At 71.0% G+C, this 11,782-nt stretch carries 12 protein-coding genes; 5 read left to right on the top strand and 7 right to left on the bottom strand.

The window, feature by feature from the left end; translation table 11 throughout:
* Positions 1-12: 12 nt before the first annotated feature.
* A complete protein-coding gene (locus HD593_RS14970) occupies positions 13-492 on the bottom strand; it encodes a nucleoside deaminase (RefSeq protein ID WP_185102752.1) in 480 nt (159 codons plus the stop codon).
* 187 nt (positions 493-679) lie between these two features.
* On the opposite strand from HD593_RS14970, the gene HD593_RS14965 reads away from it, so the two are divergent.
* Positions 680-2,404: an ABC transporter ATP-binding protein gene (locus HD593_RS14965; protein WP_185102751.1), complete on the top strand. Its 1,725-nt coding sequence runs from the start codon at positions 680-682 to the stop codon at positions 2,402-2,404.
* Positions 2,401-4,245, top strand: a complete 1,845-nt coding sequence (locus HD593_RS14960; RefSeq protein ID WP_185102750.1) for an ABC transporter ATP-binding protein — start codon at positions 2,401-2,403, stop codon at positions 4,243-4,245. The genes HD593_RS14965 and HD593_RS14960 overlap by 4 nt, the downstream gene beginning before the upstream one ends.
* On the opposite strand, the gene HD593_RS14955 is transcribed toward HD593_RS14960, so the two are convergent.
* The 6 genes from HD593_RS14955 to HD593_RS14930 form a co-directional block, all read right to left on the bottom strand.
* Positions 4,242-4,679: a hypothetical protein gene (locus HD593_RS14955; RefSeq protein ID WP_185102749.1), complete on the bottom strand. Its 438-nt coding sequence runs from the start codon at positions 4,677-4,679 to the stop codon at positions 4,242-4,244. The two genes, HD593_RS14960 and HD593_RS14955, sit on opposite strands and share 4 nt — an antisense overlap.
* A 123-nt stretch (positions 4,680-4,802) precedes the next feature.
* Positions 4,803-5,084, bottom strand: coding sequence for a hypothetical protein (locus HD593_RS14950; RefSeq protein WP_185102748.1), 282 nt, complete (start codon positions 5,082-5,084; stop codon positions 4,803-4,805).
* A gap of 80 nt (positions 5,085-5,164) precedes the next feature.
* Positions 5,165-5,500 (bottom strand): DUF202 domain-containing protein, encoded by a 336-nt coding sequence (locus HD593_RS14945; RefSeq protein ID WP_185102747.1) that lies wholly within the window; start codon positions 5,498-5,500, stop codon positions 5,165-5,167.
* A gap of 4 nt (positions 5,501-5,504) precedes the next feature.
* The gene (locus HD593_RS14940) at positions 5,505-5,831 is read right to left on the bottom strand and encodes a YidH family protein (RefSeq protein ID WP_185102746.1); all 327 of its coding nucleotides are present in this window, start codon (positions 5,829-5,831) and stop codon (positions 5,505-5,507) included.
* A 58-nt stretch (positions 5,832-5,889) separates the two neighbouring features.
* On the bottom strand, positions 5,890-6,276 hold the full coding sequence (locus HD593_RS14935; RefSeq protein ID WP_185102745.1) for a hypothetical protein: 387 nt from the start codon (positions 6,274-6,276) through the stop codon (positions 5,890-5,892).
* Positions 6,277-6,297: 21 nt separating this feature from the next.
* A complete protein-coding gene (locus HD593_RS14930) occupies positions 6,298-7,251 on the bottom strand; it encodes an alpha/beta fold hydrolase (RefSeq protein WP_185102744.1) in 954 nt (317 codons plus the stop codon).
* 119 nt (positions 7,252-7,370) lie between these two features.
* Here HD593_RS14930 and HD593_RS14925 point away from each other — a divergent pair, with 119 nt between their 5' ends.
* From HD593_RS14925 to HD593_RS14915, 3 genes are all read left to right on the top strand, one after another.
* On the top strand, positions 7,371-8,582 hold the full coding sequence (locus HD593_RS14925; RefSeq protein WP_185102743.1) for an MFS transporter: 1,212 nt from the start codon (positions 7,371-7,373) through the stop codon (positions 8,580-8,582).
* Positions 8,583-8,701: 119 nt separating this feature from the next.
* Entirely contained in the window at positions 8,702-9,640 is a 939-nt protein-coding gene (gene bla, locus HD593_RS14920; protein WP_185102742.1) for a class A beta-lactamase, read from the top strand.
* Positions 9,640-11,778 carry a transglycosylase domain-containing protein gene (locus tag HD593_RS14915; protein WP_185102741.1) on the top strand — a complete coding sequence of 713 codons (2,139 nt, stop codon included), beginning with the start codon at positions 9,640-9,642 and terminating at the stop codon, positions 11,776-11,778. Before bla ends, HD593_RS14915 begins: the two co-directional genes overlap by 1 nt.
* Positions 11,779-11,782 lie beyond the last annotated feature (4 nt).

Here is an 11,782-nt window from a genome sequence, read left to right as displayed (position 1 = left end):
ACAAACTGCAGGTCAAACTGACGTGTAGAAGCGGCGGTGCAGCTCGCGCACCTCCTCGGCCAGCTCGGGCACGGGCCCTTCCACGATCACTCCCGGCGCGATCTCGCCGACCGGCAGCGTGCGCACGGGCGGCGCGGGCACCCCCAATTCGGCCAGCCAGCCGGCGAGCTGGGCCGAGGAGGCGGCATACACGATGCGCCCGAGCCCCACCCAGGCGTGCGCGGCGGCGCACATGGGGCAGTGCTCGCCGGAGGTGTAGACGGTGGCGGCGGCCCGCTCCTCGGGCGTCAGGTGCTCGGCGGACCAGCGGGCGAGGGCGAACTCCGGATGCCGGGTGCGGTCGCCGGAGGCCACCCGGTTGTGGTCCTCGGCGAGCACCGCCCCGTCACCTGAGACCAGCACCGAGCCGAACGGCTCGTCACCCACCTCCAGCGCCCGGGTGGCCAGCTCGACACAGCGCCGCAGGTACGGCAGCTCGGACGGCTCGATCATGACAACTCCAACACAGGTATCGGCCCGCCGAAAGTGCATGAACATTCATGTTTGCGCACGTCATGTACAGAAATCCGACCTTGGGGCCACAGAAAATCGGTTGATCCCACGTATTAGCCTAGAAGGGATGCCTCCCGATACGCAGAAACCTCGCCGTCCCCTGCTGTCTTCCAACTCCCTGTGGCGGATGAAGCACTACCTCCGCCCGTACGTCGCCAGACTGATCGTCATCTGGCTGACCGCGCTCGTCGGTGTCGGTCTCGTCATCGTGTTCCCCCTCATCATCGAGCAGGTCATCGACGGGCCCGTCAGGCACGGCGACTCCGACGCGCTGCTGCCCCTGGGGCTGCTCGCGATCGGCGTCGGCGCCACCGAGGCCCTGCTGATCCTCTTCAGGCGCTACATCCAGGTCAGACCAGTGCTCGGCCTGGAGACCGCCGTCCGCGACGACCTGTACGAGCACCTGCAGCGCCTGCCCATGGGCTTCCACGGAGAGTGGCAGTCCGGGCAGCTGTTATCACGGGCCACCACGGACCTGTCGACGATCCGCCGCTTCCTCGGCTTCGGCGCGCTGTTCCTGGTCATGAACGTGCTGCAGGTCATCGCGGTCACCGTGCTGCTGCTGAACAAGTACTGGCCGCTCGGCCTGCTGGTGATCGCCTCGATCGTGCCGATCGTGTGGACGTCGCAGCGCTTCGAGAAGCGCTACATCAAGATCTCCCGCCAGGTCCAGGACGAGCAGGGCGACCTCGCCACGCTCGTCGAGGAGTCCGCGACCGGCATCCGCACGATCAAGGCGTTCGGCCGCCGCCACCACGTCTACGACCAGTACGACGACGCGGCACTCAAGGTGTACGGCTCCTCGATGGCCAAGGTGCGCCTGTCGGCCAAGTTCTTCTCCTTCCTGGAGATCGTCCCCAACATCACGCTGGCCCTGGTGCTGCTGATCGGCGCGCTGGCGGTCGGCTCCGGCACCCTGACCCTGGGCGCGCTGATCGCCTTCACCACGCTGATGCTGCAGCTCGTCTGGCCGGTGGCCAGCCTGGGCTACCTCCTGGTCATGGCCCAGGAGGCGATGACCTCCGCCGACCGGCTCATGGAGGTCATGGACACCGTCCCGGCCATCGAGGGCGGCACCGGCACGATCGAGCGGCCTCGCGGCCACCTGCGCTTCGAGGGGGTCGGCTTCCACTTCGCCGACTCCGAGGAGCCGGTGCTGCGGGACGTCTGGCTGGAGGTCCAGCCGGGCGAGACGGTCGCCGTGGTGGGCCCGACCGGGGCGGGCAAGACCACGCTGACCGCGCTGGTGCCCCGCCTGATCGACCCCACCTCGGGCCGGGTCACGATCGACGGGCACGACGTGCGCGACCTCGACCTGAAGACCCTGCGCTCGGTGGTGGCCACCGCGTTCGAGGAGCCGACGCTGTTCTCGATGAGCGTGCGCGAGAACCTCATGCTCGGCCGGCCCGACGCCACCGAGGAGGAGCTGGAGCAGGCCGTCCAGACCGCGCAGGCCATGTTCGTGCACGACCTGCCGTGGGGCCTCGACACCCGTATCGGCGAGCAGGGCCTGTCCCTGTCCGGCGGGCAGCGGCAGCGGCTTGCGCTGGCCAGGGCGGTGCTGAGCAAGCCGCGCGTCCTCGTGCTCGACGACACGCTGTCGGCGCTCGACGCCGAGACCGAGGCCCTGGTGGAGGAGGCGTTGCGGCACGTGCTGCGCGACGCGACCGGCATCGTGGTCGCCCACCGCGCCTCCACCGTGCTGCTGGCCGACAAGGTGGCGCTGCTGCGCGACGGCACGATCACGCACGTCGGGCAGCATCGCGAGCTGCTGGCGCGGGTGCCCGAGTACCGGGAGCTGCTGGCCCAGGACGCCGACTTCGACGACGCCGCGGAAGGAGCGCTCCGATGACCGCGACGGTTCAGGAGAAGAGCGGTTCCTGGCGCGGGGTCGCCTCCGAGGATCAGGACGAGCTGCCGGACAAGGTGTCCGTGCTGCTGCGGGCGCGCTCGCGGCGGCTGCTCGGGGAGTTGCTGCGGCCGTACAAGAAGAAGATCGCGCTGCTCATCCTGATCATCGTGGTCTCCAACGCGGCCGGCCTGTCGATCCCCTTCCTCGTCACGGTGGGCATCGACCACGGCATCCCGCCGATCACGAACGGCGCGGGAGCCGGTGTCCTGGTGACCGTGGTCGGGGTGATCCTGGCCGCCGCGGTCACGCAGGCGCTCACCCGGCAGGCGTTCCTGCGCCTGATGGGCGCGGTCGGCCAGAGCATCCTGCTGACGCTGCGCAGGAGGGTGTTCGACCACTTCCAGCGGCTGTCGCTGAGCTTCCACGAGAACTACACCTCGGGTCGGGTGATCTCCCGGCTGACCTCCGACATCGAGGCCATCGCGGAGCTGGTGCAGTCGGGGTTCGACGCGCTGGTCAAGGCCGTGCTGACGCTGGTGGGCACGGCGGTGCTGCTGCTGGTGCTGGACGTGCACCTGGGCCTGGTGGCGCTGATCCCGATCCCGCTGCTGCTGCTGTTCACCAAGTGGTTCCAGCGGCAGTCGGCCGTGGTCTACCGGCGCACCCGCGAGACGGTCGCCTTGGTGATCGTTCACTTCGTGGAGTCGATGATCGGCATCCGCGCGGTGCAGGCCTTCCGCAGGGAGCCGCGCAACCAGGAGATCTTCGAGCAGCTCAACGACGACTACCGGGACGCGAACGCGCGCAGCATGATCCTCGGCGCGACGTTCATGACCGGCGTCAAGCTGATCGGCAACATGACGATCGGCGCGGTGCTGCTCTACGGCGGCTACCTGGCCCTGCGCGGCGAGGTCTCCCCCGGCGTGCTGGCCGGTTTCATGCTGTACCTGCGCGGGTTCTACGAGCCGATGCAGGAGATCAGCCAGTTCTACAACACGCTGCAGTCGGCCGGCGCGGCGCTGGAGAAGCTGTCGGGCGTGCTGGAGGAGGAGCCCTCCGTGCCCGAGCCGCGCGAGCCGGCGGCGCTGCCGCAGGGCAGGGCGCGGGGCAAGGTGCGCTTCGACGGCGTCGAGTTCGCCTACGTCAAGGAGATGCCGATCCTGCCGCGCCTGGACCTGACCATCCCGGCGGGGCAGAGCGTGGCGCTGGTCGGCGCGACGGGCGCGGGCAAGACGACGCTGGCCAAGCTCATCTCCCGCTTCTACGACCCGACGGACGGGCGCGTGCTGCTCGACGGCGTGGACCTGCGCAGGCTCGACGAGCCGGCGCTGCGCCAGGCCGTGGTCATGGTGACGCAGGAGAACTTCCTGTTCAACGGCACGGTCGCCGACAACATCAGGTTCGGCAAACCCGACGCCACCGACCGGCAGGTACGCGAGGCGGCCAAGGCCATCGGCGCGCACGAGTTCATCTCCGGCCTGCCCCAGGGCTACGACACCGAGGTGGGCAAGCACGGCGGCCGGATGTCGGCCGGGCAGCGGCAGCTCGTCGCGTTCGCCCGGGCGTTCCTCGCGGATCCGGCCGTGCTGATCCTCGACGAGGCCACCTCCAGCCTCGACGTGCCGAGCGAGCGGCTGGTGCAGCGGGCGCTGCGCACGATCCTGGCCGAGCGCACGGCGCTGATCATCGCGCACCGGCTGTCGACCGTGGAGATCGCCGACCGGGTGCTGGTGATGGAGCGCGGCCGGATCGTCGAGGACGGGCCGCCTGACCAGCTCATCGCCGCCGCGGGCCGCTTCGCCGGCCTGCACAGGGCGTGGCTGGAGAGCCTCAGCTCCTAGGGGTGCGGGTGCACCGCGGCCACGGCGCTGGCGTACAGCTCGTACCCGACGAGCAGGGCCAGCGGCACGCCCAGCGCGACCAGCAGCCTGGCGGGCAGGTGCGTCCGCTCCGGAAGCGGAGCGGGCGCCCTGTCCGGCGGCGCCGGCGCGAGCACCTGCTCCGGCTCCGGCTCCTGTTCCGGCTCCGGCTCGTGCCCGGGCTCGGGGTGGCGGGTCGGGTGCCCGGAGGGGAACCAGGTCACTCCGTACGCGCCGCAGGCCGGGCAGCAGGTGTTCGACCAGGGCGGCGGCACGGGTACTCCCGAGCTGAGCCAGATGTCACCGGCGTTGCCGTAGGCGTCGCAGAGGTGTCTGACGACGTACTCCTCTTCCCAGACGTGCAGGCAGCGCAGGCATTCGAAGGGCCACGTCTCGCAGGTCTCGAACCCGGGCACGAAGGACCACCCCCGGCTTGTCGGTCGTGTCACCGCGAGTGTGCGCCCGGTAACGATTATCGTTCAAGACCGGCTTCTGACACCGATAGCCACGAAAGCCTTACCGGCTGTCAGATTGTGCTGTCAGTAGAGCGGTCTCGGCACCGGGCTGAGCAGCGGTGTCGCGTCGGGCACGACGGGCTCGGCCGGCGGGATCAGCTCCGGATGGCGGGCCAGGTACCCGTCAGGGAACGTGGTCGCCTGCTCGCAGCCGCAGTGCGGGCAGAGCGCGCCCGACGACGGAGGCGGCACGCGCAGCCCGGCACGCAACCAGACCTCGCCCTCGTTACCGTGATCGTCCTCGCTCCGCCTGACGACGTAGTCCTCCTCCCAGACGTGCCAGCAGCCGCGGCACTCGAAAGGCACATTTCTCGTTTCTTCTTCCACCTTGCGGTCACCCCCTGTTTTCGAGTGTCCGCCTCTTCCGGATAAATCCGCAACCAGGCTCACCGAATGGTGAAGACAAAGGTGAAAGCGCCCGCGACCACGCCCAACGTGCCGAGCCAGGCGAACAGCGCGTCGAGCCCGGCGTCCAGGGGCTTGCCTCCGTGCAGGGCCGCCTGGACCCGCCGGTAACGCAGCCCCGTCCTGATAAGGAGCACGCCGCCGCAGAGGGCGGCCAGGGCGAAGGCGGCGGTGGCGAGCACGGGCAGGCCGTGACGGGCCGCGAGCCCGGCCGCGCCGAGCCCGCCGGTGGCCAGCGCCACGGCGGTGCGCACCCAGGCCATCCGGGTGCGCTCGCTCTGCAGCCCCCGGTCCCAGATCTCCTCTTCGGCCGTCATGCGGTCACGCGGACAGGATGATCAGGACGAGGGCGACGACGGCCACGGCGGCGACGCCGTACCCGAAGACGGCCGCGAGCGCGGGCGGCGGGAGCGGCGCCTGCCGGCGCAGCGCGCGCTGGATGTTGCGCCAGCGGGGGTAGGCCATGCCCGCCGCCAGCGCGGATAGCGAGACCAGCACAATGGCCAGCCCGGTACGGATCCACGGCACGAACACGTCGGACGGCACCGCCGCCATGGCCACCCCACCCGCGCTGAGCGCCAGCGCCGTGCTCAGCCAGGTGAGGAAGGTGCGTTCGTTGGCCAAGGTGAAACGCGGATCGGGTTCCATAGGGAAAACGCTAATTCGTACCCATTTCCCCTAGAGAAGCCGGGATTATCCAAGCAACTCAGCTACAGGCCTGGGCCACCTTCTCCACATAGGCGGCGCCTTCCGTGGTGACCTTCTGCACCGCGTCGACGGCGTCGTTGGCATCCTGGACGGTGATGCCGGTCAACGTGGTGGCCATGCTGTCGGTGGCCTCCTTGAGCGTGGTGTTGGCGGCCTGGTCGGCCACGTTGTTCAGCTTGCCGGCAGCGTCGTCGATGGCCTTGTCCATGGCCTGGGGGTCGTTGGTGAGCTTGCTGATCTCCGCGCCCAGCTCGGTTATGATCTTGGGTGCTTCGAGGCACGCCTGGGCCTTGTCGATGGTGCTGTTGACCTCACTGCACCCGGCAGCCAGGACGCCTGCGGCGAACAGGGCCAGCGGCAGGAACCGGCTCTTCAGATGTCGCATGCCTCGACCCTACCCAAGGGTTCACCCGCCTGCGGTCACTCGGCGCAACCAGTCGATCACCAATCGGTTGACCTCCCCGGGCCGTTCCTGCTGCACCCAGTGGCCGCAGCCCTCCAGCAGGTGCACGCCGGCCAGGCCGGGCATGGTCTCGGGGAACGCCTCGATGGCGCCGGCCATCCAGGTGGTGCTGGCGTCCAGCGCCCCGCCGACGAACAGCGCGGGCTGCGTGATCGGCGCGCCGTCCCAGGCCGCCAGGTCCTCCCAGTCCCGGTCCACGTTGCGGTAGCGGTTCAGCGCGCCGGTCAGGCCGGTCCGCTCGAACTCGCCCGCGTACACGTCCAGGTCGGCCTCCGTCAGCCAGGACGGCAGGGTGTCCCTGGGGAAGCGGTCGCGCAGCCGGCCGCCCTCCGGCACGAAGTAGGCGCCCTTCCCCTCCGCCGACAGGGCGGTGTAGAAGCCGGCCAGCCAGCCGCGCACGTCGGGCTCGATCTCGGCCTCCGCGCGGCCCTCGGCCTGGAAGTAGCCGACGTAGAACTCCTCCTCGCCGCCCATCGCGGCGAAGGCGGCGGTGGGGCGGTGCGGGCCGCGCGGCGCGTACGGCACGCTCAGCAGGCCGACGGCCCGGAACAGGTCGGGCCTGAGCAGGGCGCTGTTCGCGGCGATCGAGGAGCCCCAGTCGTGGCCGACGATCACGGCCGAGCTCTCGCCCAGCCCGCGGACGACGGCGGCGTTGTCGGCGACGTGGGCCAGCATCCGGTAGTCCGCCACGCCGGCGGGCGCGGAGGAGCGGCCGTAGCCGCGCACGTCGATGGCCGCCGCCCGGAACCCGGCCGCGGCCAGGGCGGGCAGCTGGTGGCGCCAGGAGTACCACGACTCGGGAAAACCGTGGACCAGCAGGACCAGCGGCCCGCTGCCCTGCTCGACCACGTGGATCCGGCCTCCCGGCACCGCGACCAGGCGATGGGTCTGCGACATGTACGTGCCTCCGTTCCGTTCCCTCGAACTATCCGGCGCGATGGGCGGGACGGGCGAATCCTGTTGCCGTTTCAGCAAAGATCTGGACATCTCCCATGGCGGCACCGAGGATTCCAGGCATGCCCTCGGAAGATCGCCCCGCCGGGATCCTGGCCCTGATCGGCGGCAACCGCGACTTCCGGCGGCTGCTCACGGCGGGCCTCGTCTCCCAGACCGGCGACTGGGCGATCAGCACCGGCCTGGCCTACCACGTCTACACGCTCACCGGCTCGACCCTGTCCACCGCGATCATGCTGGTCGTCTCGCAGCTCCCCGACGTCGTGCTCGCGCCCATCGCCGGGATGCTCGCCGACCGCTGGGACCGCCGCAGGCTGCTGGTCGTCACGGACCTGCTGCTCGCCGCCGGCCTGCTGCCGCTGCTGGCCGTGCGGGAGCCGGGCCAGGTGTGGATCGTGTACGCGGTCGCGCTGTGGACGGGGGTGCTCAGCACCGTGCTGTTCCCCGCCCAGAAGGCGCTGCTGCCGCAGGTCGTGCCCGAGGAGCAGCTCGTACGCGCCAACGCGCTGCACGGGCAGAGCGGCCAGGCGGCCCGGCTCGTGGGGGCGATGGCCGGCGGGGTCGCGGTCGGGGCGGGCGGGCTGGCGGCCGTCGTGTGGATCGACGTGGCCAGCTTCCTCCTGTCGGCCCTGCTCCTGTCGGGCCTGCGCCCGCCCGCCGGCCGCGCCCTCGCCGCCGCCCGGGCGTGGGCCCTGCGGGTGGAGCCGGGGACCGGGCCGCTGGTGGTCTACATGGTGATCACCGGGCTGGGCGAGGGCGTCTTCTCGACGCTGGCGGCGCCGTTCGTGGCGGACGTGCTGGGCGGGCGCGGGGACGCGTACGGGCTGTTCCTGTCGGTGCAGGCGGTCGGCGGGATCGCCGGCGGGCTGGCCGTGGCGGCCTGGCTGGGGAACGTGCCGCCGCGGGCGCTGCTGGGCTGGGGGACGGTGGTGTTCGGGCTGGCGGACGCGGTGCTGTTCACGTACCCGGTGCTGCTGTACCCGCCGGGCGCGGCGCCGGCGCTGTGGCCCGCGCTCGTGCTGATCGCCGTCGCCGGGGTGCCCGCCGCCGCCTCGATGGCCGGCCTCATGACGCTGGCGCAGACGCGCGCGCCCGCCGGCCGTACGGGGGCCGTCTTCGGCGTGCTCGTCAGCGCCCGCGCCGCCACCGGGCTGCTCGGGATGGCGCTCGCGGGTACGCTCGGCGACCGGGCCGGCATCGTGCCGACCCTGTGCCTGCACGCGGCGGGCCTCGTCGCCGCCGGCCTCCTGGCTTTGCTGCTCACCCGCCGCTGACCTGCACTCATACGGCACTGGATATCGCTCGTTTCGTGATATCGGTATTAGACATGACGTGATCGCATCTGCTTTGCTCCTCACCTCCGGACCCATCGCACGACATCGAGGACCCACGCATGCGACACCTCCGCTCCCGGGCCGCCCTCCAGGCCGCCGCGCTGACCCTCACCCTGGTGGCGGGCGGCACGCTCGCCACCGGCACCGCCTCCGCCGCAGTGACCGACACGGTGACCCGGCACGTGACGTTGCCGGGCGCGGCCCAGGTCAAGAAGGAGCTGCGCGCGCTGGAGGCGTCCTTCAAGGGCCGCATCGGCGCGTACGCCATCGACACCGCGACCGGCAAGACCGTCGGATACCGCTCGGGCGAGCGTTTCCCGCTGCTGTCCACGTTCAAGGCGCCGCTGTGCGCGGCCGCGCTGCACAGGGCCCGCACCTCCGAGCCCGGCCTGATGGAGAGGGTCGTCAAGTGGACGGAGGCGGACCTCAAGCCCAACTCCCCCGTCACGGAGAAGCACGTCGAGGACGGCCTGAGCGTCGCCAAGCTGTGCGAGGCGACCATCACCGAGAGCGACAACACCGCGGCCAACATGATCCTCAAGCAGATCGGCGGGCCCGCGGGGCTGACGAGGTACTTCCGCTCCCTCAAGGACCCGATCTCCCGGCTCGACCGCTACGAGACCGAGCTGAACGACTGGACCCCCAAGGAGAAGCGCGACACCACCACGCCCGCGGCCATCGCCCGTGACCTGCGCCTGCTCACTGCGGGCAACGCGCTGCAGGCCAAGGACCGCGAGCAGCTCAACGCCTGGCTGATCGCGAACAAGACCGGCGACGCCCGCATCCGCAAGGGCCTGCCCACGACCTGGAAGATCGGCGACAAGACCGGCACGAACGCCGAGATCGGCGGCGCCAACGACATCGCCGTCGTCTGGCCGTCCGGCAAGGGCGCCCCCATCATCCTGGCCGTCTACACCCACCGCACGGTCGCCGCCACGGACGACGCGGTCGTCGCCAAGACCGCCACGATCCTGGCCCGCGGGCTCGGCAGGCTCTGATGTCGCGTCGGGGGACGAACATCCTGCGCCTGGCCGCCGCGGGCACGGCGGCGGGCCTGGTGGTGGCCGCGATCGCGGTCCCGGCGGTCGGGGGCGCCGGGCTCGGCTTCGTGACGGCGGCGGGCGAGGTGGACCTCAAGCCGCTCGACCTGACCGAGCCGCCGCCCGCGGAGGTCACCATCGTGCGGGACGCCAAGGGCGGCGAGATCGCCCGCTTCTACGAGGAGTACCGCGAGATCGTCGGCTTCGACGAGATCGCCGCCACGATGAAGACGGCGATCGTCGCGATCGAGGACTTCCGCTTCTACGAGCACGGGGCGATCGACATCGAGGGCACGCTGCGCGCGCTGGCCACGAACCTGCAGTCGGGCAAGGTGAGCCAGGGCGGGTCCAGCATCACCCAGCAGTACGTCAAGCAGGTGCTGCTCAACTCGGCCGACACCGAGGAGGAGCGGAACGCGGCCGTCGAGGCGAGCTACGCGCGCAAGCTCAACGAGCTGCGGTACGCGATGGGCATCGAGGAGAAATACACCAAGGACGAGATTCTCGCCAAATATCTGAACATCGCGTACTTCGGCGCCAGCGCGTACGGCGTGGAGGCGGCGGCCAGGCGCTTCTTCGGCGTCTCCGCGGCCGACCTCACCCTCCCCCAGGCCGCCACCCTGGCCGGCGCCGTCCAGGACCCGAACGCCACGGACCCGAACCTGGGCAGGCAGCAGCGCGAACGCCTGCTCCAACGCCGCAACGTCGTCCTGGACCGGATGGCCGAGCTGGGCAGGATCACCGAGGCCGAGGCGGCCAAGGCGAAGGCCACCAAGCTCGGCTACAAGGGCACCCGCATCCCGGGCGGCTGCGAGAGCAACGAGCACCCGTACTTCTGCCTCTACGTCCGCCACGAGATCCTCGGCAACCCGGACTTCGGCCGCACCGCCAAGGCCAGGCTCGCGATGCTCAACCGCGGCGGCCTGACGATCACGACCACGCTCGACCCGGCCATGCAGGCGGCGGCCGACCGGGCGCTCAAGCGGTACGTGCACCCGTCGGACGCCCCCGTCGCCTCCCAGGCCCTGGTCCAACCCGGCACCGGCGCGATCAAGGCGATGGCGGCCAGCAGGCGCTACGGCACGAACGCGGCGAAGAACGAGATCTCCTACAACGTCGTGGCGAACACCGCCCACGGCGGCGGCATCGGCTTCCAGCCCGGCTCCACGTTCAAGACGTTCACCCTGATCACGGCCCTGCAGCAGGGCATGAAGCTGGACGACGGCCTCGCGGCGGGCGCCGGCTACCGGGCGCCCGCGTACTCGACGTTCAAGACCTGCAAGGGCCAGAACATCGGCGACCCGACCCACACCGTCACCAACGACGAGGGCTCCCCCGGCTGGAAGACCCTCAGGACCGGCACGTGGGACTCGGTGAACACGTTCTTCATGGAGCTGGAGGAGCGGGTCGGCCTCTGCGAGACGGTCAAGACGGCCAAGTCGCTCGGCATCCGGCGCGCGGACGGCAAGAAGCTGCAGGAGTACGAGACGTTCACGCTCGGCATCAACGAGGCCGACCCCGTCACGGTCGCCACCGCGTACGCGGCGATCGCGGCCCGCGGCACGTACTGCGCCCCGCTGGCGATCAGCCGGATCACCGACCGCGACGGCAGGACCACCCGCTACCGCCCGAAATGCCGTCAGGCCCTGGACCCGGGCATCGCGGACGCGACCGCCGAGGTCCTGTCGGGCGTCTTCACCGAGGGCACGATGAGCGGCGTCGGCGGCCTCGACCGCGACGCGGCCGGCAAGACGGGCACCACGGACGACTACGCCTCGGCCTGGTTCGCCGGCTTCACCCCCGACCTGGCCGGCGCGGTGAGCCTGGGCGACCCGCGCGGCTCCCAGCGGCACAAGCTGACGGGGGTCACGATCGGCGGGCGCTACTACGGGTCGGTCCAGGGGGCCAGCATCCCCGGCCCCATCTGGCGCGACACGATGATGTCAGCCCTGCGCGGCGTGCCCGCCACGCCGTTCACGGCCGTCGACGAGGCCCGCTTCGGGGGCTGCTCGGAGAACTGCCGCCCCGACGAGAAGCCGGAGGAAGGCGAGGCCACCCCGGAGGTGACCCTGCCGCCCGAGGACGTCCTGGAGTAGGCGG

Source organism: Nonomuraea rubra (genome assembly GCF_014207985.1).
GTDB classification, from domain to species: Bacteria; Actinomycetota; Actinomycetes; order Streptosporangiales; family Streptosporangiaceae; genus Nonomuraea; species Nonomuraea rubra.
The sequence above is the reverse complement of the archived record's forward strand: the minus strand, read 5'-3'. Positions and strand labels throughout refer to the sequence as shown.

Bases quoted from the DNA above. Each gene is read 5' to 3' on its own strand.
- HD593_RS14915 (WP_185102741.1), top strand. From the start codon at position 9,640: ATGTCGCGTCGGGGGACGAACATCCTGCGCCTGGCCGCCGCGGGCACG.
- HD593_RS14940 (WP_185102746.1), bottom strand. From the start codon at position 5,831: ATGGAACCCGATCCGCGTTTCACCTTGGCCAACGAACGCACCTTCCTC.
- HD593_RS14930 (WP_185102744.1), bottom strand. From the start codon at position 7,251: ATGTCGCAGACCCATCGCCTGGTCGCGGTGCCGGGAGGCCGGATCCAC.
- HD593_RS14945 (WP_185102747.1), bottom strand. From the start codon at position 5,500: ATGACGGCCGAAGAGGAGATCTGGGACCGGGGGCTGCAGAGCGAGCGC.
- HD593_RS14960 (WP_185102750.1), top strand. From the start codon at position 2,401: ATGACCGCGACGGTTCAGGAGAAGAGCGGTTCCTGGCGCGGGGTCGCC.
- HD593_RS14965 (WP_185102751.1), top strand. From the start codon at position 680: ATGAAGCACTACCTCCGCCCGTACGTCGCCAGACTGATCGTCATCTGG.
- HD593_RS14970 (WP_185102752.1), bottom strand. From the start codon at position 492: ATGATCGAGCCGTCCGAGCTGCCGTACCTGCGGCGCTGTGTCGAGCTG.
- bla (WP_185102742.1), top strand. From the start codon at position 8,702: ATGCGACACCTCCGCTCCCGGGCCGCCCTCCAGGCCGCCGCGCTGACC.
- HD593_RS14925 (WP_185102743.1), top strand. From the start codon at position 7,371: ATGCCCTCGGAAGATCGCCCCGCCGGGATCCTGGCCCTGATCGGCGGC.
- HD593_RS14935 (WP_185102745.1), bottom strand. From the start codon at position 6,276: ATGCGACATCTGAAGAGCCGGTTCCTGCCGCTGGCCCTGTTCGCCGCA.